Here is a 25,373-nt window from a genome sequence, read left to right as displayed (position 1 = left end):
TTTGCTAGTGAATATGTCGAAAAAAATTGCGATTCTCGAGTCTGAATCGGAAAAATTCCCATTTGTATACCGTTCTCCCCTGAAGTTCGGAGGCCGGGTGGTCAAGGATGTAACCACCTTTCGCACCACCATCACGATCGAGGAAAAGGGAAAAAAGAAGACCGCCATCGGCATGGGCGAAATGACCATGGGTACCGCGTGGGCTTGGCCGACAAAGGCTCTGAGCCCGGAAATGGCCCTACGAGCGGTTATCACGTTGGCAGAACGAATTACTGCGGCACTTCCTGAGTTGGACCCGGCCCAGCACCCTCTGCACCTGTCGAACCAGCTTAAAACCATTGCCAAGGCGAAGGCGACCGAGTTGCAGGAAGCCATGAAGCTCACCGAGCCGATTCCCGACTTGGCCATCGCATTGGCTGCTTCCAGTGCAGACATTGCCATCCATGATGCTTATGGCAGACTCCACAACGCCAATTCCTTTGACTGCTTGACACCCGAGCACATCGGTAGCGATCTTTCGCCATGGCTCGGAGAGGATTTTGTTGGCAAAGGTTTTCAAGATGCCATTCTTCCCGCTCCTGCTCCGACGTTGGCCCTTTATCACCTCGTTGGGTCCCTGGACCCCTTGTCCGCTGCCGACTTGAACACACCCATCAAAGACGGGCTCCCGGAAACGCTGGAGGAATGGATCAATACGCAGCAACTCTCCCATTTGAAGATCAAGCTGACCGGACAGGATCTCGATGCCGACGTTGGCCGAGTGGTTGAGATTGAGCGAATCGCGGTTCGGACGGCTCCCACCCGCGCATGGCACTACTCGTTAGACTTCAACGAAGCGTGCGACAACGAAGACTATGTTATCGATTTCTTGGAACGCATCGATCGGCTGGCTCGCGAAGCGATTCCCCGTATTCATTACATCGAGCAACCGATGGGCCGGGACTTGAAATCTAGAAAAGAAGTCACCATGCACCGAGTTAGCCGCCTCAAGCCGGTGGTGATCGACGAATCGTTAACCGATCTCGATATGTTCATGTTTGCTAAGCAACAGGGCTACTCGGGTATCGCTATCAAAGCATGCAAGGGGATCAGCGATTCGTTGTTGTTCGCCGCAGCTGCCAAACATTACAACCTCAAGTGTTATGTGCAAGATTTGACGTGCATCGGAGCTTCGTTCCTGGCTTCTGCCGCCTTGGCCTCTCGGATCGCAGGGCTCAAGGCGGTCGAAGGAAACGGTCGCCAGTATTGTCCCGTTGGCAACAAGGACTGGGAATCGCTCTATCGACCTATGTTCAGGGTCTTGGGAGGAGTTGTCCCCACCGAATTGCTCAATGGAGTCGGACTGGGGTTCGCGTGGCCTCGCAATCTTCTTTCCAAGAAGTACGCTTCACTCGCTCAAGGGTGATTGTTTCCATGCCAGAGTCATTGGTCGTATCCCCGGGAGATCGACCTGGAACATGCCGAGACCAATCCGGCAAAGTCCTTCAGATACCAAACGGATGGGCACTGCTACCTCCTGGCGATGCCGGTCTGACCCGCCGCGTAAAGGCTGCTGGTCCGACATGGACCGTTCAGGAAAAAAAAGGCCGGCGCGTATTCTCGCGTGGAGTCTGGGCTGACGCACGAATTATAGAAGAAAAGAAAAAGGAGCTAGAGCAAGAACGCTCCACGGAGGCTTATGCCAAACGCAAGGCTGCCGATAAAACCCGACGGGACAAGAAGCAGGCCAGCTACGTCGACGAATTCGAGGCAGCCGTGTTTGCTTTTCTTAATTTTGCTCCCAGGTATGAGGAGATCGCCTCGCAGCTAGCGACGCGTGTTACCGCGCACGCTACGCCGGTTGGCAGCGGTACTGTCGCTCGGACGGAGACCATCCCAGTCGAACGGCGAGCCGAATCAGCTGTGATCGCCTGGATGAGACATCAAACCACCGCCTACGACTCGATGAAAATTGCTAGAATTCGAGGTGAGAGACGCAATGTTCGACGGCAACTAGCAGAGCGGTCTAGAGAACTCCTCGAGAACTACCGCTTAGGAAAACCGGTTTCACTGGAAACCTGTCCGCTCCAAATCGCTTTGCGAAACCAACCCTAACAAACCTCCCGCAAATGTATCACCAAACGATTATCAAGACCAACGCAGAGGATGTCGCAATCGCTGCAAAAGAATGGCTCATCGAGACTATTCAAGAAGCGATCGCGGCGCGAGGTGTTTGCAGCATCTCGCTATCCGGTGGTTCCACCCCCAAGCGTTTGTATCAACTGATTGCAGAGTCTGGATTAGACGAAGTCGATTGGTCCAAAGTGATACTCATTCTCGGCGACGAGCGAAACGTGCCTCATGACCACGTCGACAGCAATTACAAAATGGTCCGAGAGGCTTGGTTGGATCGAATCGATCCGACCAACTCCAAACATGTCCCGAGGGTTATTCCTGTACAAATCTCCGTCAAAGCACCCGAGCGAGCCGCAGCCGAATACGAATTACAAATTCGCAGAACCATCGACCCGACCGATGCGGCAGCCGATGATTTTCCATCCCTTGATATCGTTCTTTTAGGTCTGGGTGATGATGCGCACACAGCCTCCTTGTTCCCAGAGACGGAGGCGTTGGAGGAATCAAAGCGACTTTTCGTGGCCAACTATGTACCCAAATTTGCCGCGTACCGGCTAACCTTGACGGCCCCAATGATCAACGCGGCCAGGAACGTGGCGTTCTTAGTCTGTGGTGGTTCGAAACGAGCTGCCATGGAAGTCGTATTTCACGGCCCGCGCCACCCGGTCGAATACCCGGCGCAGTTGATCGAGCCCAAACATGGCCGCCTCATCTGGTTCCTCGACACCGCCGCCAATCCTATCCACCCCTAGTAACGAGTCCAGTCAAGCTCTGCCGGCAAGGGCTGCCCTGAGATGTGATCGAGGAGCACGCTCGCGAGATTCGGAGACATAAGTGAGCCTTTGGAACCGAGTCCGTTCAAGCAAAATACGTTAGGACTATCGGGATGTGCACCTAAAAGTGGGTGTCGATCATAGCTGGCTGGTCGCACGGCTGCTCTATGTTCTATCGCCTCGATTGGGACATCTTGTTGCGAAGAAGGCAGCAGTTTGCGAAACCGTTCGATGAGGGTCGCTTTTGCTTGAAGAACTTCGGGGCGATCGTCCACCAGACCATCCAGCGTCTTTCGATCGTAAGTAGCGCCTAGCAATAGGGAACCATCATCGTTTGGGGCCAACCAGGCCGAATGGTGAACCACTTGGTTGATGGGAAACCAAGCGGGCGGTGCCAAGCGAAGAATATCGCCGCGAGCCGGATGAAGTGGCAGGTCCGCGAACCATCGATTTTCTCGCGAGGCGAAACCTTGGCAAAATACGATCGCATCCAGATCGTGATCGACCCCTGCGATGGCTGGTCTACCGCTGTTGCCTACCGCATCGATATCCCGATTGCAATCAAGATCGCGTTCGATGAACGCAGCACGAGTTTTGAGAAAGGATTTAGTTGCATCGAGGTAAGGAGTGGTCGATAGCCTCGCAGTCGGTTGCATGGTGCACGCCCCATAGGGTGCATCCATCGAGGGGCACGTACTACCGAGCATCTCCACTGAGGGCATCACATTATCGGAATGAGAATCGGTCCTCACCACTCCTCCCCAACGTTGTGAGAACAATTCTCGTTCCTCGGGAGACTGAAAGACACGCAGCGCGGCTTGCTCATTCCAGAAATGAGTACCCGTCTGTTGCTCTACAAATCGGTAGAACTCCCGAGCTGCCGGGAAAAAACGCTCCCATTGCCAACTCCCGGCCCCCCTCCCTCCGGTGATCGGAGTAACCAAGCCAGCAGCGACGCGGGAACAGCTTTCCGTGTCCGCCCGATCGATGACGATTGCATTCCAGCCCCTTCGGAATGCTTGCCAGGCAACAGCAGCCCCTGCCAAGCCGCAGCCAACAACAGCCAGGGTACGGGGGGGAATATCGAGTGTCGAATGAGTCATGCATTTAGTCTAATCGATACCTCGTGGATCCCAAACGGAGCAAAAAGGCCCGATCTGCTGGCAGAAGCGTGGATTGTTTTGCTTTTTCGGCGACAAAAAGGATAAAATAAGTCCGGTCTTCTCAAAATCGTTTGTTCGCGGCGCCAACAGTTTCGAAACCACCGTGATCCCATTTCGCATGCAATGTCCTGGCTGCCAGGCCAAAGTCGTGGTCAAGCACGAAGAGCTATTAGGGAAATCCCTCCCTTGCCCTAAGTGCAAGCACAAAATCGTGGTGCCTCAACAAGGTCCTATTTCCAATCCGCATGGAATCGCTCCACGAGAGCCCCAGCCCTCTTTCGATTCCGCTGCTATTACGAAAGAGGACTACGGAGACTGGGATGAAATTCTCGCAAACCTGCCTCAGAATCCGACAGGTATCGACCCAGAACAAATCGATTGGAGCCCAATCGAATCGAACAACTCATCCGCTGAATCATTCTTCCCGATTCAACCGATAGATACCGCTCCACCTCAACCCTCAACCGCTAGCGATTGGCAAAGTCGGAATGTTAAGAGGCGGCGACAAGTACTGTTGGTCGGTACGATTGCCATCTTGAGCTCTCTGCTGGCCGGTATCGGCTTCTTCGGATTCCTGGCATTTGTGAAAAACAGTGATTCCGCGCAAGGTAGCAATCCTACTCAACCAATCACTGACGCAACCTCTCCTGTCGTCGACCAACCTCCCAAAGATAATCAACCGGTGGGGGAGTCCGGGACGTCCAACGGATCCGAACCCAACGGGTCCAAACCTGGCGAAGCGAGCACCGCACCCGACGGCAAACAATCTGGCGATGAGCGATCCAACGAATCTCCAGAGAAGGGATCTGGGACATCGGAGCCAGTCATTATTCCGTCTGGGATTCCCGGCTCCTCGGCTGGTTCTAGTTCAACAAAACCAGATTCCGATTCGCTGGCCAGTTCCGATTTATCAACCGGCTCAGACAGTGACTCCTCGGAAACAGCTATCAAGCCCGCCCCCGAATCCGCAGACTCTGCGAGCGATCCGACTTTTAACCTACCACCTCAATTAAAACGCTTCCAAGATCTTTTAAACAACAGTCGTGGCACGTTTGGTTCCAATCCAGATCCTCGTCCATCGAAAGTTGTGGATGAGTTGGATGTAGAGAATTTACAATATCCTCTTTTGGATGTGTTTCATCCCGAGCCGAAACCGCTACCGGAATGGAACCAAGCCGCATCGATCGTTCTCTCTCGCATCAGTGCGCAGAATGACACTCCCTTTACCGTGGGACTGGAAGAGATCGGAAGACTCACCGGAGTCGGCATCACAATCGATTGGCAGTCCATCCGTGCAGCTGGTCTTGACGATATGCCAAGTGTGCCTTGGAAGTTTGAAGGCAAGTCGATTGAAGCTATGCTCGATGAGATTTTGCTCGCACAACAACTTGTCCTCAAAGTAGACGCGAAAGGCAATCCGATCGTACAGCCGAGGGCTTTACCCAAGAAACCTTCAGAGACGGTCGCCTGGGACCTCAAAGAGTTTTGCCCAACGGGATTTGCCGGGGAGACGGCAGAGCTTTTAATTTCCATGTGGGAATTGAAGGACGTTTGCTCGCAAGTGGACGGAGCTATAGTTTGGAATGATAACGCCTCGATGCTTGACAAAGCTCGGATATACGAAAGCCTTCGACATTTGTCGCAACTAACCGGAAAACCGTTGCCCGATTGGACTGCTGCAGAGTTGCTCAAGCGAAGGCAATTTTCGGTGGAGGCTTGGAGGGATAGTAGAAGCGTTTTGACGGCTAGGCTACCCGAGACAGCACTCATAAAAGAGAGCCGACCTGTGGTCAGTTTAGTTCAAACTGCTGCAGCAATGGTTGGTGGTCAAGTTATGATAGATTGGCGGACCGCTTGGGAGCACGGGCTGACACCACATGAAGAATCGATCGCGGTTTTAAGAAACAGAACTTTTTCGCAGGTTGTTAGAAAAGTTTTAGTCGAGTATGCGCTTGAGTTGATCCCGATAGATTCCCAGACGTTTTGGATGACCACAAGCGCGACGCGACAGACAAGTCTATGTGTTGTGCCTATTAAGCCACCGACGGAACTCAAATTGGATTTCGTGAAAAGAACCTTGAGCAAGCTACGGCCACTTGGAGAAGACGGCTTAAGTCGTTTCCAATTTCGAGCGGTACCGGGCTTGGAGGGTGTCTACTTTGCTCGAATTTGTCCTCCCAATTCGACGATCTTGATGCAAGACGAATTCGCATCTATCTTCGGCTGGTGATTCACACGCTTCCGGTAAGCGAGTTGACGCCCTATCGGTTGGCTTGCGCTAAGTCCGCTTTTATTAGTGTCGATTAGTACAAATTAGTGTTCCTTTCTTCGAGACAACTCTTGCGTCACTCCCATCTCTTGCGGTGTATTCCTATCAACCGAGTTTTGAGACATCAGGTCAGAGTAGGGGAATTGTCTGTTCTCAAAGGCAGCGATTCCTGTATTCCTTTAGAATCGAACACCGCATGTGCGTGTGTTTCTGAAAGAGTTGGACTCAATGAAGCGTCGACTACTTCTTTGCTTTTATCACGGTGTGTGCTAATCGATGGACAGTAGAAATGCTGTGTACCCATTCTGACCTATTCTTGCAGTATCAACGAAAAAAAGGCTGAAGAGATTCGATTTGACGAAACAAAGCAAAATCCGGTTCAGACTGAAAGCTGGCTCGCAATTGCGGTAGTGCGATCAAACTCCTTTCTGCAAGCATTTTTACCTGGTTCACTATCTCGCCCCGGTTAGTTTCGGACGCTAGGGGGTAACATTGTGCCAGTCCACGAAGGATCATGCTATCCAACATAGTTTGATCCCAAGACTCCAGCGATTCGAATGAGATCAACTCCTGGATCAGGCCCACAGCGCGATCGGTTTGTTTGTCTTTCGCCCATCCGTACGCCAACGCTGCTAAGGCGATGCGGCTTATCAAAGGCTTCGAATCTAGATTCGCTCGACATTCTTGTTCACCTTGTTCGACCAGTTGGAAAGCTTGCCAGAATCCTTGTCGCCATCGCATTGGTAATGCAGTGGACTGGGGATCGTAATCCGCCTTGCCATCAGCGGCCTGGAGTGCCTGATAGCTCTTCTCAGCCCATACAGTAGCCTGTGCAAACTCTCCCTGTCGAAAGCACAAATCGGCTACACGACTAGCTGCTTCCGACGCCAATTGCAAATGGCGAGAGGAATCACTGTCCATATCGTAGACTCGCATGGCCGTTTCGTAGCTACTCATCTCGGCATGCTTAGCAGATTCGATGTCACCTTCCGCGAGGTGGACTTCATAAAGCAAATCATAAGCCGTTCCCACAAGAGTATGACTTTGCACTCGCCCTGGATCTTCGTCTGCCATCTGTATATATTCGTTCAGTGCATCCGTTGCCAATCTCACCGCTTCGGTATGTTGTCCCGATGCGGAACGAAGCAAGGACATCTTGGCGAACAGAAATGCCTTGTCATTTCGATATAGTATATTAGCGTCATCCTCTTCAAGCAGATCGCGATTTTTTGACATAGCAATCTGAAAAGCCTCTTCAGCATCATGGATCTGTCTTAGCTGTGAACAAAGCATACCAACGCGCCCGTACAGGATCACTTGATCCCGTCTCGTGTCGAGCGGATCAGAGAGATCGCCTATTCGGGCCAAGTCGACAATCAGGTCGCGAAACGCAAGCAATGATTCATCAAGCTTTCCTTGATACCGATATTGATCTGCTAACCTTTGCTTGGCAGCGACCAAGGCTCGAAGCGCTTTCGCATCATTTGGTAGAAGCTCGCAAACTTTCGATCTTGCTTCGATGAGTCGTTTGGCAATTTCAGTCGCTTGATCAAATGCAAATGCTGAAAAATGTAGCTCGAATTCCCTGCTCAAGGCGTTTGCCAGTTCTCGCCAAGACTCCGCGTCTTCGGAACGGCTTCGTAACAAATCCTCGGCTAAAGCAGTCGCTTGCTGCGTATGTTTTATGGCAGCGATTCTATCTCCTTGATCCAATTTGATCGCCGACATTTTGATATGGGCATCGATGACAGTACGGTCGATGCTGGTGTCCGATTCTAAGACCTTGCCATCCCATGTTTGAGTGATTTTCTCAAGTCCCTCGAATGCCTTGCTGAGCAATGCTGCTCGGACTTCTGTCGTGTCGGGTCTCTTTTCGAGTTGCTCTTGGACGCTGCCCACGAGCTCATTAAGCGTATCGAGTGTAAGCTGTCTTTGTTGATTAGCCAAGGTAGCGGAAGCCAAGGCTAGCCTGGATGATTCTTCTGCTTGTGTAGTTCGCTTTTTCAATTCGGATCGCGAGTCTAAAATCCATAGGGATGCTGTAATCGAGCCCACGGTAAGAAGTGACATCAATCCAGCAACGGATCCGCTCAGAATAGCAACCCGAGGGTTACGACGACACCAGCGTACAAATACTCCGGTTAACGTAGGAGGCCTCGCCACAACTGGGCGTCCTGAAAGCCAGTTCCGGAGATCAGCGGCAAAATCAGCGGCACTGCGATAACGGGCTTCAGGGCTGTGGCTTATGGACTTCATGCAAATCCACTCTAAATCGGATGGAATCTGAGAATGAAATCGACTCGGACGAACTGGTTCCTCACTCGTGATCTGCTGCAAAATCGCATGGGTCGTTCCTCGGAAAGGCAATTCGCCCGAAAGGGACTCGTAAAGCGTTATACCGAGCGAATAGATATCTGTTGCGATCGTTAATTGTTCCGGTGCAATAATTTGCTCCGGGCTCATATATGCTGGTGTGCCTGAAAGCAGAGAGGAGTGTGTCAACGCAACCGAATCCTCAAGCGGGCGAGCAAGCCCAAAATCGGCGAGCCGGGGTTGCCACCCTAACTTTCGACATTCGCTCGAATCAATCGAATCGGTTTCCTTAGCTGCCGTTAGTTCACATAGCAGTATATTGCTAGGCTTGATATCACGATGCACAATTCCTGCCGCGTGAGCAACAGAAAGCCCATCGGCAATCTGAGCTATTACCTCAGCAACAAGCCGGAAACGTGTATAAGAAGTTCGGGAATACTCATGAGGTAGACGATGCTGCGATTCGTCCGAGGAAAAAATGGTACTTAAGAAATCACGCCAAGTTCCCTCCTTAGCTAATTCGGTTACCAGATAAGGAATCCCCGTAGCAGTTACAGAAACATCATAGATCGGAAGAATCGCCGTGTGATTCACTCTGGCCTGCGATTGCGCTTCTCGTGCAAACCTCGTTTGGCTGGAAGCATCGAGTCTAAGTCCCGAATGAATTTTTACAGCAACCCGTCTATCCAGTCGTTCATCCTGTGCTTCGAAAACCGTCGACATACCTCCCGTTCCGATTACCCTGAGTAACGTATACGGACCGAGGGTGCCAAGAAACTCTCCAGTAGCTGATTCTTTCAGCCCTAATCGGTCAAGGTCAGGTATGCCCCCATTGCCTCTAGTCTCAAGATTCGAAAACTGTTGCGTCTCACCGTTTTGTAGAAGTCGATCGATCAGGTTCTTGCAAGCGGACTCCTGCAATGTCTCCAGGAGCGTCGAACGGATCGATCTCCAGGCAGTTTCAACCGGCAACTCAACCACCGAGTCGAACTCGGCTTCATTCTGTGATTCTGCCTTTTCAGGATCTGCTGTCATATCAGACTCATCATCCTTCGGTGATAAAGCCCATTCGGTGCAGCAAACCGTTTACATGCTCTTACCGGAAAACGGGATATCTTCGCAGAGGAGTAACAATTCCGCCTGCAAGCGTTTGAGGACTCGCGACTTTGCAACGTAGGTTTTCTCGACACTAATTCCCAAAGCGGCAGCAGCCACCGCTGGTGTTTGATTCTCGATCCAAACAGCTCGAAAAGTCTGCCAAGTTTCAGGTTCAAACTCCCCCTCGATTCTCTGTATGGCGGCTTCCAGCAACGAAGCTTGGAAGTGCTCGTCCCAAGCCGATGGGCTCGAACCTGAGACGAGTTCGAGCAAATTATCATCGTTGAGCTGTTGGTTGCGATTCCCCCTGGCTTGTTGAAACCGAACAATTTCATTATGAGTGATACGCCCCAGCCAATCGCGAAAACGGCCCTTGTTGGGGTCGTAGTCAAAAGTGCGAATCGCTTTCGATACACGAGTGAGAACCTCTTGGGCAACGTCAGATGCATCATTTTCCTGAAGACTCTTTCGACGGCAATAGGAATAGATCAATGGACCGTAAACGCGGACAAAGGTCTCCCATGCTGCTGAATCACCCGAATCTCGCACCCGTAGCAACAGACTCGGATGAGTGAAATCACCGGAAGAGACCGCCGTCCCCATTGGACTTACCTCTAAAAGAAAAGAATCTTGCACGACTTCCGCAAAACTACACCGAATTCAGGGTTCGTTCTACAGTTGCTTCCGTCATGTATTGTAGCTGCCAAGAATCACTTGACCAAACATTGGCTTTCGACAAGGCAGATTAATCCTAGAGGACCCCTTTTTCGGTCTTTGCGCAAGAACGGTCTATTCGCTGGGTAAGGAATGGCAGAGCAATCACTCCCCCCAACGATGCGAGCCACCCTCCATGATTTCTAAGTTCTTTCGCCGACAATTGTTAGCGATTCGTCACAAATCAAACAAGAGACGAGCATTAAGAATCGAATTGCTCGAAGATCGCAGGGTTCTGGCTACCGCTGTGTGGACCAACGTTCTTCAACCACTCAACGTATCAGGGCACCCATCGGGAATCGTCTCCCCGCTCGATGTGCTTTACATCATCAACGAAATCAATGCACGCAAATACTCCCATCCCCAAACGGGGCTCCTTCCCACCACCCCTCCGCCGGGGCTTGAGCACAGTTTTCCGGACGTCGACTGCGACCAACACGTCACGCCCCTTGATGCTTTGGTGGTCATTAATCATCTGAACGGAGGGCCCGCTGGACGAACCTGGTCTTTCCAAGGCTCCGGTGACTCCTCGCCCGGAACTGGAAATATCGAGGTCTTTGCATGCCGTCCCGTGCTGGTAGAGGGGGATGCCTATCGGGTCGGCGTAACCTCCCGAAAGGTACTGCCCTCGGAAAACTCGGCCATCGAAGTCTCCTTTTACGCTCCACAGTTTGATACGGCCACCCAAAATACCGTACGCGATGCTCTGGAGATCGCAGTCCTGGACTCTTCGGGGCAATCGTTGGTGCTACCGATCGCTCCCAATCAGTTAGCGGCCTTCAACTGGAGCGAAGGACTCGATCCCATCACCGCCCCGGCCGCTCAAGCGAACATCGCACCTGCTGACGAGCTTTCCAAGGTGACGATCAATCTCGTCGGTGTCCCTGCCAATACACCGGTCGAAGTTTTGATTCGACTGGTAAACAATGATCAAGACAACCAAACTCGGGTTCGATTGCACGACATCCAGGTCGTTCCCGCCAACGGCCCGAACCCTCAAGAAACCATTCGCTCTAGCAATTCAAGGATCGCATCGGTTCGACCCGCAGCAAGTCAACCTCTCGAAGAAATTACGGGGAGTATCGTTCCCAGCTTCGGCGCAACTCGTTTGTCTGACGATGGCCAGTTGCTAATTACCGATCTGAGAATCACCAACGCGAACGATTTTGCGGTCTCCGGCGAAGTGATCGTGGTGGTAGATGCCTTGACCGATGAACGAATCCAGTTTCTCAATCCCGATGGTTACTTAGCTGACGGGCGTCCGTTTGTTCGAGTCGATTCCCTGAGTGGAGGACAGTGGTTGGCACCTGGAGAGTCGACGAATACGAGAGATGTACGTTTTCGCAATCCATTGGATCGCCGTTTTTCATTTCGGTTAACCGCGTTAGGAAGAATCCATCATAGCCTTGGTGCTTTCATCTCAACCCCTACGACCGAGATCGAAGCAGGACGGACATACCGCTATCACGCCCAAGTAACTTCCTCTATCGATTCGCCTTTGACCTACTCTCTGATGGTTGGTCCTGAGCAGATGACGATCGAACCAAACTCGGGGCAGCTCCGTTGGCTGACGCAGACCCCAGATGTAGGGTCGCACCAGATTACTATTCGAGCCACCGACCAGTTCGGTTTGTTCGTTGAACAACGATTCGATCTTCGGGTAGTCGAGCAGCTTGCTAATCGACCGCCGATCTTTACCAGCGAACCCGATATTGACATATTGGTTTCCAGTCCCTTTGAGGTGCATACTTACTCGACCGGCAACGGTCCCGTTGCCGCAACTTTGATATCGTCCTCCTCAGGGTTTGAGCATGTCGTAACGGCCAACATGGATGACAATCAATTGGGTATGTTTAGGGGCGATACAAGCTCGCTTGGTAACACCTCTCCTATAGGACTGGGAGAGAGACCCGCTTCGGAGCAACGCGGAGTATTCCAAGGTCCGCAAGCTATCGATCTCGGAATCGCGCCGAATACGAGCGGTCGATTTGAACGTGATGTCCAACAGGTTTTAGCGGAGGATATCAATAGTGACGGTAATCCGGATGCCATCACACTTTTAAATTTGCGAGGTAATGGAAATTGGAACGATCCCAACGATCGAGGATTCCTGGTTGTTCGGCTCGGAATGGGAGATGGATCATTCCGCGATGGTTGGCAAGTGGAGTTGCCGTCGGTCGCAGGCCGAATAGGACGCGGGGCCACTGTCCATTTTGCAGATGTCACCTCCGATGGACTCAAGGACCTCGTTGTCACCACTATCGCAACTAATCGAATTCTGGTCTACGCGAATATAGGATCAGGTACATTCGATCCCAATCCGATCACCAGTACCGTCGCTGGGAATTACGTTTTAAACTCTCAAATCGACGACTTGGATGGAGACGGCAATCTGGATCTAGTATTGTTCGAAAACGTGCAAGTCCTGATCGGCGGTCGCCAGGCGATCAGTGTTTACCGCGGCGATGGAACAGGAAGGTTTGTAGAGTCGCAGGTCATTACAGAGGATAGCAACAATGGTGGGTATGGCTACTTAGCCGATGTCGATGGCCTCAATGGTCCAGACATCGTAAGACTGAACTACAACAACCTTCGTCTTGAAACCTACCTGAATGATGGTACGGGCAACCTCGGGACTCGCATCGACACGGTTACGAAGGCGTTTCATTCAACAAGTAACCCTAGTGGTAACAACTTCAACGTAAACAGCGGTTACTTCGATGACTTCGATAGTGACGGGATAATAGATGCACTCCTGTCTGGCCCGTTTGGTGTTACTCTCATGCGAGGACAGGGGGACGGGCGGTTTGGTGACGGAACTCCCACAGGTTCTGTAACTCTGCTGCCTTACCAAGTTGAATGGTTCGGAATAGTGAACCATTCAGGGAGAGGAATGGATCTGAACGGCGATGAGCATTTGGATTTCGTCTTCGGCAATTTGAATGGAGAGAATTCTCTAACGGTTGGATTAGGACGTGGCGATGGTTCCTTTGAACTATCGCAGTACAATACCGCATTCGAGCCCGATATCGGCTCAGGAATCGTCCGGAATTCGCAGAACGCATATTTCGCTGCGATCGCTGACTTCAATCGGGACGGCGTCAAGGATGTGCTCTTGGGCAATGCGTTGAACGTAGAACAAGCTGGCAGTGTTGGGCTGCTTCACGGCGATCACCCCGGTTCGTTCCGAGCTCCTCAGAGCCTTCGCAATTTCAATTTCAATAACAGCTTCGGTAGCAGTTTCTCGCCTACAACCTTTGGGATGCGAGAAACTGTTACGGGAGATTTTAATAGCGACGGCATCTTGGACCTGGTCACCTTGGGCGGAATCGGATTCGGATACGGTTTTTATTTCTCACCGGGTCTTGGGGATGGGACTTTTGGACCTTACACGATTGGGATGGGAGGTATCACAAACGCCAATTCGTTGACCGTCTTGGATATCGATTTGGACGGCAATCTCGATCTTGCTTGGATCGATGGCGCACAGCTTCGGCAGGCCTTTGGCCTTGGAAACGGTGCCTTTCAACTCTTGCCCAGTGTGACTGCACCCGGAGGTCAAGCAGGTGTCAGTAACAATACTCTTCAAGTGGACGACTTCAATGGTGATGGATATCCGGATTTGGTTTACCGTTTGCAAACGGGAAATATCAACACCAACTTCGTCACTCGTTTAGTTGTGCTGCTCTACGACCCTGTGAATCGGCGTTACAACATCTTGCCGGATGTCCATGACACCATCACCAATTGGCCCCGTGCGCATGGCTTTTACCTTGATGAATCGGTAGGCATAGGGGATCTCAACGGAGACGGCAAAAAGGAGATATTCTTCTTTAGTCGTTCTATCCCGAGCAGCAACATTCCCGCCCGATGGGTCATCCTGGAACCAACAGGTGGACCAGCCACCGATGCTTCGACGCTCTTTCGCAAGACCGTTATCGAAAACCCACCCTTTATTCCTCACGACCGCTCGATCCACTCGTTTGTCGTGGATGACTTCGACGGGGATGGCATGAACGATATCGCCTATAGCAGCCACAATGCTCATACCACGGTGATGTTTGGCAATGGGGATTTCACGTTCCGCGACCCAACAAACTATTACACCCAAGGCCTTCACCTTTATAGTGGGGACTTTAATGGAGACGGGATCACCGATTTGGTTCCCATGTGGGGTTGGGGATTTATTTCCTACAGCTTGAGGCCCTTCCAAAGCATCCTGTTCGGTCGCGGGGACGGGACGTTCTCTGAGATGAATGGATTCACGGCGGTTTCCAATATGAATCTTGCTGCTATCGGCGATTTCAACGGAGATGGACGGGATGATCTAGCTGGGTCCGCCAGCGGTTCAAAAGGTGTCGCTTTTTTAAGTCGCCCCAAGGGCGTGTCCGATGTCGCGTCAGGGGATTTGAATGGCGATGGTCAAGCCGATCTGGTCTCGATCATCAGTGGACTGAATCGAGTCAAAATCCACTACCAAGTCACCGATGAAGTCTTTGCACGCCAACAAGACCTCTTCACCGATCTCTACCCGGTCGCCGTCGATCTGCTTGATGTCGACGAGGACGGGTTGTTAGACATTCTAACCGCCAACCAACAGGGAAAATCGGTTTCGATCTTCCGACAATCCGCCGGCGGGAATTTTAATCGCGAGGATATCGCTCTGCCCGTTCGTCCCTCCGATCTGCGAATCGCGGATCTGAACAGCGATGGTATCCAGGATCTGATTGTCTTGAGCAAAATGGACGAGTCGATCGTGGTCTTGACCGGATCCGCCGGAACGTTTTCCGTATCTCTGGTCCTGCCACTGGGCTTCAAGCCGGGGGACTTCGTTTTAGGGGATGTTACGCAGGATAGTACGCTGGATGTCGTCTTGACCGATCCCAGCGGTGATCGAGTGATCGTCCTACCAGGGCACGGAAACGGGACGTTCGGAGCAGCCATCAGCGTGTTGGGTGTCTCGAATCCGGGCGCGATCGCGATTGCGGATATGAATCGGGATGGACGCAACGATCTGGTAGTTACTCAGCCCGATGCCGGTCGCGTTGGATTCTTGTATCAACGGGCCGCTGGAAAATTCACCACCCCTCAATGGATCGATGTCGGCTCGCAACCGATCAAGCTGGTGGCTGACGATGTAAACAGCGATGGAGCTACCGATGTGCTGGTGGTCAATCAAGGTGACGATACGGTCAGCCTCATACTCAATCGTTTCGACCCTAGTCGTCTATGGACCTATCAGCCGACCGCCATCGATCCCGATGACGACCCAGTGTCGTTTGAATTAGTCGATGCACCGGGGGGGATGCTGCACGATCCAGTGACGAACACGATCTATTGGGCACCTATGCCTGAACAACTTGGGGGCCATGGTGTCGTCGTGGAAGCCTCGGATGGTCGAGGTGGTGTAACACAACAAGGCTTCCGAGTCACTGTGACAGCCCCCGTGTCTCAGGATGTCCCTCGCTTCACCAGCACTCCGGTAACTCAGGTTGCGGCCGATGCCGTTTATCAATATCGTCCCAACGTGGCTGAACAAAATCAATCAACCCTCCGATACTCCCTCGTCCAAGCTCCCGAGGGGATGACGATCCATCCGACCACGGGGGAAATTGACTGGGATCCTCGGACCTCTTCGCTAAAGCTCAATACCGGCTCGCGGAACTACGGATTCATCGAGGCTCCTGATACCCCGAGTTTACGTCCGTCTAGCGTTACCATCGAAGGTTGGTACTACTTTGAAGATCCTGTCGGTGCGGTCTGGGAAAATTTGCTGGCCAAGACGGCGTCCGCTTCGAACAGGCTCATCGCTTCCTATGGATTAGAGTACTTTTATGGTACCCTTCGGGCCAAGATTGGTACACCGGATAGCACGAATAGCTTGGCCGTTGTCACTGCTCCGATGCCTGTCGAGTTTCGAAAGTGGACCCACGTGGCCATGACCTTCGATGATGCGTCGAAGACATTGACGCTCTGGATCAACGGTAGGAGTGTAGGAACAGCGATCAGCCCCGAGGGGATCAGCTACAACAACTCACCACTACATAGCGGAAGAAACGTGGCCTCCCTGACACGTCAACGAATCTGGAATCGAGCGTTGACCGGAGCAGAAATTGCTGAGGGGATGTTTGCGGATGTTCCGCACGATGCAAGCGGCTTGGTCTTGCAGTGGAACTTTAACGAGTCGAGGGATGTCATTACTGTTGTCGATGCTTCACCGGCAAAGAATCATGGCACTCTCAAGGAGCATCCCGACTGGTATAACTTTCCTTCTCGCGAAAAGGCACTTGCGTTAAATGCGACCCATGAAGTTATCGTGCGAGTCGAAAATGGCCGTGGCGGAGTGGCAGAGCAGTCGTTCTCTGTCGATATCGTCCCACCCTTCTTAAAGCAAATTAGCGGCATCGCTTTCTTGGATGCCGATGGAAATGGCGTGCGAGATTTGCCGTTGGATTTCAATCGCATTGCTAATTCTGACTTTAGCTCGGGCTTTGCCGGTTGGGAAACCGACTTCTTTCAACGCCCCCCCCAGTCGGGATCGAGTTGGCTCGGTGATTCGCAAGTCACCGTTGGGTTATCCTCGCGTGTGATTCCATCCACTTCCGACTATTTCGGTCACACCAATGGCTCGAACCAAGACTTCATGTTAATCATCAACGGTGACAATCAAGATCGAGTGGCATGGCGGCAAATGGTGTCTTTGAACGCTGGTCAGAACTACGATTTCAGCTTCTGGACACTGCGACCTAACAACCACGAAGCAGCCAAGATTGAAGTGCGATGGAATGGCCAGGCGTTAGTATCCGTCTTTACCCTGGAAGATGTTTCCGCCGGCAATTGGAAACAGTTCCGCCACAGTTTCACTGCGCCCAGCGCGCACGGAGTTCTAGAGATTGTATCGCTCGGAAGCACACTACCCCCGAATCCGAACGCCAGCTCATCCGAGAACTCTTTTGCAATCGACGATCTATTGCTTGTGCCGTCGACAGCGCAAAGGGTCATTGTCCCCGGTTTTGCCAATCCGTACTTAGCCGGTATGCCCAACGGTTCAACTGCCTACGGCAGCACTGCCCCTCAAGGCTCTCCGCCATCGTTAGCGGTCCAGCCTGGTCAAATACTCCGCATTCGAGCCACCGGCCACACGCGGTCCGATGGCTTTGTGGCGACTCGCTCTCCGGACGGAATCGTACATAATGCTATCGGCACTGTCTCGAATGCTCTCAACGGCATTTCGCAATACGCAGGTCCCAATCACGGTTCGTTACTAGGTGTCTTCTTAACGGACGAGTCACCGGCATGGCAGACACCACCTGAGGCACTGGATTTTCGTTCTAATGGCAACGTCCCCGATGGAATCAACTACACGTCGATTGCTCCCGAACTGCGACAGCTCTTCTTCATCGGAGATGGACTCACCAGCGTTGGTATTGAGCAGACGATTGTGGTGCCCCAGGGAGCAACGCGGCTGTTCCTGGCCAATTCCAGTACGAATTCATGGAACAGCAATGTCGGTTCCTTCGAGGTCCAAGTACTCACCAGTTCTGGCGAACCTGTCCAGGCTGGCAGAACCGTATTCTTGGATTCCAACCGCAATGGCATCTACGATCCTGGCGAACCGACAGCAGTCACCGATGCGCAGGGGCGTTATTTGCTGACCACAACAGGCAACCAAGCCCATGTCGGGCTGGTGGGAGTAGCCGGATACCTGCAAAGCACGCCTCTGAGCGGAGTTCAACACTTCGATCTGAACTCTGTGACCCCGACTGTCAATTTCGGCTCGCGTGCAGTTCCCGAAGAGGATGCCACTCCCGTCTTTATCTCTGAGCCGATAACACAAGCCATGGCACCCGGAAGCTACACGTATCAAGCCTTCGCTCAATCACCGTTGGCTGCATCTGTTCGTTACGAGCTGATCGCTGCTCCGGAAGGGATGACCGTCGATCGAACCAGTGGTTTGGTCCAGTGGCAACCGCTGGCCTCGCAGGCTGGCGTTCACGACGTCTTGATCAAGGTCTCGGATCAGGAACGGCGGTTTGCAATCCAACGCTTTGATCTCAGCGTCAGTATCAACACCCCGCCGATCATTACGTCGACTCCACCTGTCGATTCGCAGGTAGGTGTGGCCTGGCGATATCAAGTCCGAGCCCAAGATGCGGAGCACGAAGAGTTCACTTATCGCCTGATCACGTTCCCGACTGGTATGACGATTGCGAACGATAGCGGTATCATCGATTTTGTGCCAGGATTGGTGGGCTCGTTCCACTTCGAACTGCAAGTTGACGATGGTTTTGGCGGAGTCACCCGGCAAGAAGCTACGGTGAACGTAACAGCGGCTGGTAGCAACAATTTGCCGCAGTGGGTCGTCGGCTTGAAACCAACTGCAATCGTCCAGCGGCAATACGCTACGCAGTTCGTCGCCATGGATGACGACCACGAGCCGCTCACGTTCTCGCTCGTCAGTGGACCAGTGGGTATGACGGTGTCCGCTAGTGGCCAAGTCCAGTGGCAACCCATGGAGACCGGCAACGTGAGCGTCACGATAGCCGTCGAAGACTCCCGAGGTGGTCGCGTCGAGAGGACGGATTCGATTGCAGTCGTCTCGCGAGCACCGTTGCCAACGCTGAGTATCCTCTCGCTGCCTGAAACGGCCGCTAGAGTGGGCATTCTTTACGCGTATGATGTCATCGCTCCCGAAGCGGTTCTGTTCGAGTTAGTCCAAGCACCGGTAGGAATGTCGATCGACCCACAATATGGTTTGATCCGTTGGATACCCACCAGGGATTCTTTGGGCGTTCAAGAAGTTCTCGTTCGGTGTATCGACCTGTTCGGCAATGAAGCGACACAGAATTTCCGAATCGCCGTACGCAGTTCTTCGATGGTCCCGACGATCTCGAGCGTTCCTCCCACAGAAGCCTTCGTCGGAAGAACCTATCTGTATTCCGTTCGAACCAGCAATCCATCCTCCAGCCCCTTGCATCATGAACTGGTGTTGGCCCCTGTCGGCATGACGATCGACGCACAGTCCGGCGAGATCGCCTGGACACCGACTGCGGCACAGGTTGGGCTTGCCGCAGTGTCGATTCGGGTGAGCGATGGCTTGGGTCACTTCTCGACTCAGACGTTCTCGATTGCCGTAGCGGCGGGCGTTAGCAATCTGGCACCGACCATTCAAAGTACGGCACCTGGCAATGCGGTGGTGGGGCAAGCGTATGTCTACACTCTCCAAGGAACCGATCCCGAGGGGGACAGCCTCACCTACTCAGTCCGGAGCGCTCCCGCAGGCTTTGATATTGACGCGGTTTCAGGTGTGATCACCTGGACACCACAAACGTCGGACATTGGAACAGTTACTATTGTGTTGACCGCTTCCGATCCGCTGGGAGCAGTAGCCGTTCAATCCTTGCAAGTCGATGTGCGAGCCGCCAATCGAGCCCCTGAGATTCGTTCCAATCCCACGCTGAGTGTCAGCCAGGGAGCGATGTATCGATACGACGTGCTGGCGATCGATCCGGATCGTGAGCCGCTGACCTACGAACTAGTTCAGGGGCCTGTCGGGATGACGATCGACGCGCTCGGAAGAATTCGCTGGCAAACGCAATTGGATGAGTCCTTGGGAGGACGCGAGGTTGTGGTACGAGTGCGCGATGGATTGGGGGCTGTCGCGACGCAGAGCTACACCTTTGGAGTCGTCCCTGATACACAAGCCCCACGCTTGACGATCATCGTAACCGGTGAACCTGTACTTTTCCCCTGGACCGTTCATCCAGCCATCGTGCGTGTCATTGCGACGGACAATGTGGGGGTAACGAATGTTGAATTGAAGGTCGACGGCCAGGCGATTGAATTGGCACCAGACGGAACCGCTCGAGTCTACTTCTCTGCACCAGGGAATGGGCGATTGATCGCAACGGCCACGGATGCTGCGGGGAATGTTGGCACAGCAACGGGACGAGTCAGCATGCGGAGTGGCGAAGAGGACGGCAGCGGCAATCCCGCACCCGAAGCCGCCATCACCAGCATCGGCGACGGGACCGCAGTGAGCGGCTTTGTTGACATCATCGGCACAGCGATTTCACCCGATTTCGAGCGTTATACACTCAGCTATCGACGCATCGACCAAACGCAATACAGAGTGATCCATGCGGGGACCACACAAGTCTCGGCAGCATCGTTGGGCAAGTGGGATACGACACTGTTTGAGAACGACCACTACGTCCTCAAGCTAGAAGTACTCGACACCTTCGGCAGTTTTGCATCAATAGAAGTTGAGGTCTCGGTGACAGGCAATCTCAAGCTCGGCAATTTCCGTTTGAGCTTTGAAGATCTCACGATTCCTGTGGCCGGCATACCGATTTCTATCGTTCGCACCTATGACACGCTGCGAGCTGATCGGGACGGTGATTTCGGTTATGGTTGGCGGATGGAGTACCGCAATACCGACCTGCGTGTCAGTTTGCCTAAGAGCGGATTAGAAGATTTAGGCATCTATACTCCGTTTCGTTCTGGCACCAAGATATTCATGACATTGCCGGGCGGCCAGCGAGTTGGCTGGACGTTTACACCTGAGATTAAGGTCCTACCAGGTTTTTCGCGAAACGAAAATCTCATAGTAGCCTCACCCCGTTACACTCCCGATCGCGGAAACACTGCTACACTGAGTGCAGGCAGTGGCTGGTTGACCGTCAATCAGTTTGGAGAACTGTATGCCACCGGGGGCATGCCTTGGAACCCCGCTAGTCCCGATTTCGGCGGCGGCTTTACGGTTACGCTGGCCGACGGAACCCGCTACTTCATCGACGGCACCACCGGGTTGATGCAAACGTCCGTAGATCGCAACGGCAACACGTTGACCTTTAGCGATAGCGGCATCACCAGTTCGCTAGGAGACGTCGGTATAACAATCGCCCGCGACCGCCACGGTCGCATTACCTCCATCACCGATCCGGCCGGCCATGCGATTCGTTATGGTTATTCTTCGAGCGGAGATTTAGTCTCGGTCACCGACAGAGTATATCTAACGACTCGAATGCAATATCGTTTGGATATCCCCCACTTTCTGCAGGCCATTACAAATCCATTGGGTGAGCTCGAGTCGGTAGTGGAATATGACCAAGAAGGTCGAATTAAGCGAACCAATTCGGTTGCTGGAGGGCTTATTGAGCACGATATCGAACCCGACCAACATAGGCATCGCGTTGTAGATAGTCGAGGTGGTATAACTTTGGTTTCCTATGACGAGCTAGGAAATCCTCTAACAGTTCTTGATGCGCGCGGCGACTTAACCAAATATTCCTACGATAGCAACGGCTGGCTTGCCGAATCAGTGGATGCACTTGGCCGAAAAACGCAGTACAGCTCAGATGCATTAGGCAACGTAACAAAGATTGTTGATCCAGCAGGAAATACAACTCTGTTGACCTATGATCTTGTGGGCAGGCTCAAATCCAAAGTTTCCCCTTCAGGCTTAAGGACGGAATATTTCTATGATTCCAGAGGTGATCTTACGAGTATCATTGATGCAACCGGCGTTCGGTCGACAATGGAGTATCAAACAGCCGGCAAAGTGAAGAGTGTAAAGCATGGTTCATTGCCGGTTATCACGAATCAGTTTGATTCCATCGGAAATCGAATCGGCTGGACGGACTTCTATGGACACAATTGGACCGCCAGTTTTGACCGGCTCGGTAAGATTCTATCGAGCGAGTCTGAAATCGAAACAGATTCGGGTCTACTAAAGATTGTCCAATTAAACACCTATGACAGTGCTGGTAGAATAACCCGTAGTGAAAAACCGGACGGTTCCGTCGGGGTGATCACCTACGATGATCTCGGATACGTTGCTTCCCGGACCTACGGAAATGTTACATCATGGCTTCAGTATGATTCAGCGGGTCGGCTATCTAGAGTGACTCACGAGGACGATAGTTTTACGAGTCGTGAGTATGATTCGACGGGAAATCTCGTTGCGTATAGGGATGAGGATGGCTACGTCACGCGGTGGGAATTTGATCTTGTCGGGAATCTGGTCGCTGAGATTTATCCCGATGATACTCCTAACGATCCAAACGACAATCCTAGAGAACTGTATACCTACGATTTAGTGAATCGACTAACCTCTATTACGGACAGCTTAGGTCACATAACTCATTTTTATTATGATGCACGTGACTTGTTGGTCGCAATAAGGGCACCTGAAGACAACGTTACCCAATTCGAATATGACGTAGAAGGGAGGAAAATTGCTGAAACTGACGCACTGGGTAGAAAAACCCAATACGGATATGACGACGCTGGAAATGTAGTACGTATTGAATTCGCAGACGGGACGGTAAGAACGCAGCAATTCGATCTCTTTGGTAGAATTCTGATGATCACGGATGAAAACGGCAAATATACGACGTATGCCCGAAATGATCTCGGTCAGATCCTCTCAATAACCGATGGATTAGGGGTAACGACGCGATACGAGTACGATTGGCAAGGCAACGTCTCTAAGATTATCGACGGCCTTGGTAGGGAAACGGTTATTGGCTATGACGTTATGGGCAGAGAGACATCTCGAATCAGTCCTAGCGGACATACCTGGACGACTGAGTATGATGAGCGTGGCAATATGTCCAAGAGGATTAATCCTGATGGAGACATTTTGACATTCCAGTACAATCATAGAAACGCGGTCATAACGAAAACAAGCCCGGAGGGGACAACTCAATTCTCCTACAGCCCAGCAGGTCGACTTGTTCGTTCAGAACGAGATTCCCATATCATCGAGTATGAATATAATTCAAGAGGAAATGTAGGTGCCGTTCGTCAAGATGATCTAGGATGGACGTACTATCAGTACGATTCAAATGGGCGAGTCGTAGAGATTTCTTCTCCACACAGCAATGTACGTCTAGACTACGACTCACTAGGGCGCATCTCAGCGACCACAGACCATAATGGATATGTTTCCCGCTACTATTATGACGCGGTAGGAAATACGATCCGAATTGAACGTGGAGATGCCGTTGAGGAATTTTATGGATACGACCAAAGGAATCGCCTTGTTAGCAAAGAGGTACTTCGAGGAGACGAAACGATCCTAGAGTTACATTATTCGCTTGACTCGACTGGAAGAGTTGTCGCGAAGAATGAAGGTGGCAAACGAATCGAGTTTCAGTACGATAGTCGATATCAATTGCTGCAAGAAATCGAATACAGCCAAGGAGTCGCGATAAGAGCGACGGCCTATAATTATGATCTCGTTGGAAACCGGCTTTCCAGGATCGACTCGTTGGATGGTATCTCAGAGTATCAATACGACTTAGACGATCGGTTGCTTAGTGTTACCGACGCATCTGGCATCTCTTCTTATCAATACAATCGCAGCGGGTCCCTGATTCGAAGGGTCTCAGATACAACCACGGAGGCGTTTGAGTGGAATTCAGACCAACAGCTCATGAGTTTTCGCCAGTCAACAGTCGAAGGGACTCGTTCGGAGGTATACAAGTACGATGCGCAAGGAAATCTTATCGAGACGAGTACAGGTCCGAAAACCATACGCTGGTTTAGAGACTATGTGTTTTCGCGCGGTAGTATAATGGCGGAGCTAACGGAGGGCGAGTCTTCGATCGTCCATATTCATGGAAAGGGAAGAGAGCTGGTGTATCGGGGTGACGTGGGAGTCATTCCGATTACGGATCGTCTAGGAACGGTGCGCGTTCACGTAGGTCTCCAAGGGGAAGTTCTTCATCGATTTACATACGATAGTTTTGGTGTCTTGCGAGAAGAAAGTGGAGGCTCTGAGGACTTGATTGGATTTGCAGGAAGTCAACGGGGAACAATCAATCAACTAGTTAGGATGGGAGTTCGACTTTATGACCCAGGGCTAGGAAGATTCATTTCGTCTGACCCTCATCCTGGATTCTTTGATTTTCCTCAAAGTCTCCACAAGTACACGTATGTGCATAACGATCCTGTGAATGCAATCGATCCAACAGGTCTTTTCGCCAATTTCAATTTGGCAGGGGTGATGACATCCGTTACGGTCGCCAGCTCTCTCCTGGTTGGACTCGGGACCACCCTTAAAAGTGCTGGCTCTGGAAAAGCAATGGATGTTAGTATTGGTGAGGGACTGAAAGCCGCTGTTTTTGCTGGGATTATTGGAAAGATGGTTGGAACCGGACGACTTGCAGTTGCTTTGTTGGGAGTTGGAGGAGCTATGGTTGCAAACGATATGGGAGCGTTGGTGGATGCATTTTATGATCCAGAAGGACCGACAGGAGAGCCACTAACAGACGCGAGAAAGGCGATCGCGCTAGGGCAAGCCAATGCAGTGGCATACGTCACCGGGCAGATCATCGAAACGGCCGTGTTCATGACCGCTGCACAACGAGTCATGGCACGAGGCTATCAAAAGATTGAACCGCGCCTTCAAGCAGCAATTAACGATGCAAATAGTCGTCTTCAGAGCCTAATGAAATCGTTGGGACTATTGCCTCAGTTGCAGCTCTCACTCGCCCAGAGCGGAGGAATTAACTTTAACCCAAATCCCGTTTCTGTCCCAAAACCAAATACAGAGGCAGGCGGGGCTGGTCGAGGTCGGGGGGGCAATAAGACTCCGCACCGTATAGTCGAGGAAATCGGAGAATCAGTTAATAAAGGAATGGACCCTAAGTCCCGTGACACTCAGGAATCGATTACTAAATCTAAAGACATGGTCGACGAGATTCGGAACATTCAGGACAAAGTGTCGAACGAGTTACTCCCGGCGCTATTCGAAAATTTTGGGAAACTTCCCTAACTGTTACGGGCCGAATTGTTACGAATTTTGGAGCGGACCAATACGATGTCGCGGACCAATACGATGTCGCGGGCCGAGCCGACTCTCGTGGGACCAGTGCTTGTTGGCTGAATTGCAGTCGTAGTCCGACCAACTATTGCCAA

At 52.0% G+C, this 25,373-nt stretch carries 8 protein-coding genes; 5 read left to right on the top strand and 3 right to left on the bottom strand.

The window, feature by feature from the left end:
• Positions 1-13 precede the first annotated feature (13 nt).
• The 3 genes from SH449x_RS12705 to pgl are packed head-to-tail and all read left to right on the top strand — an operon-like array spanning position 14 to position 2,867.
• Complete coding sequence (locus tag SH449x_RS12705) at positions 14-1,405, top strand: enolase C-terminal domain-like protein (protein WP_482381701.1); 1,392 nt, start codon at positions 14-16, stop codon at positions 1,403-1,405.
• An 8-nt stretch (positions 1,406-1,413) separates the two neighbouring features.
• A complete protein-coding gene (locus tag SH449x_RS12700; protein ID WP_482381700.1) occupies positions 1,414-2,094 on the top strand; it encodes a DUF2293 domain-containing protein in 681 nt (226 codons plus the stop codon).
• A 14-nt stretch (positions 2,095-2,108) separates the two neighbouring features.
• Positions 2,109-2,867, top strand: coding sequence for a 6-phosphogluconolactonase (gene pgl / locus SH449x_RS12695; protein WP_482381699.1), 759 nt, complete (start codon positions 2,109-2,111; stop codon positions 2,865-2,867).
• Here the strand turns inward: pgl and SH449x_RS12690 are convergent.
• Positions 2,864-3,991, bottom strand: a complete 1,128-nt coding sequence (locus tag SH449x_RS12690) for an NAD(P)/FAD-dependent oxidoreductase (RefSeq protein WP_482381698.1) — start codon at positions 3,989-3,991, stop codon at positions 2,864-2,866. The two genes, pgl and SH449x_RS12690, sit on opposite strands and share 4 nt — an antisense overlap.
• Positions 3,992-4,154: 163 nt before the next feature.
• Here SH449x_RS12690 and SH449x_RS12685 point away from each other — a divergent pair, with 163 nt between their 5' ends.
• Positions 4,155-6,281, top strand: a complete 2,127-nt coding sequence (locus SH449x_RS12685; protein ID WP_482381697.1) for a zinc ribbon domain-containing protein — start codon at positions 4,155-4,157, stop codon at positions 6,279-6,281.
• Positions 6,282-6,644: 363 nt separating this feature from the next.
• Here the strand turns inward: SH449x_RS12685 and SH449x_RS12680 are convergent, their stop codons facing one another.
• Positions 6,645-9,668, bottom strand: coding sequence for a protein kinase domain-containing protein (locus tag SH449x_RS12680; protein ID WP_482381696.1), 3,024 nt, complete (start codon positions 9,666-9,668; stop codon positions 6,645-6,647).
• Positions 9,669-9,719: 51 nt separating this feature from the next.
• A complete protein-coding gene (locus SH449x_RS12675; protein WP_482381695.1) occupies positions 9,720-10,334 on the bottom strand; it encodes an RNA polymerase sigma factor in 615 nt (204 codons plus the stop codon).
• A 247-nt stretch (positions 10,335-10,581) separates the two neighbouring features.
• Here SH449x_RS12675 and SH449x_RS12670 point away from each other — a divergent pair, with 247 nt between their 5' ends.
• Positions 10,582-25,230, top strand: a complete 14,649-nt coding sequence (locus SH449x_RS12670; protein ID WP_482381694.1) for an FG-GAP-like repeat-containing protein — start codon at positions 10,582-10,584, stop codon at positions 25,228-25,230.
• The last annotated feature ends 143 nt before the right edge of the window (positions 25,231-25,373 follow it).

It is taken from the genome of Brakhagea baltica (assembly GCF_052161605.1).
In the GTDB taxonomy this organism is placed as follows: Bacteria; Planctomycetota; Planctomycetia; order Pirellulales; family Pirellulaceae; genus JBKCUI01.
The sequence above is the reverse complement of the archived record's forward strand: the minus strand, read 5'-3'. Positions and strand labels throughout refer to the sequence as shown.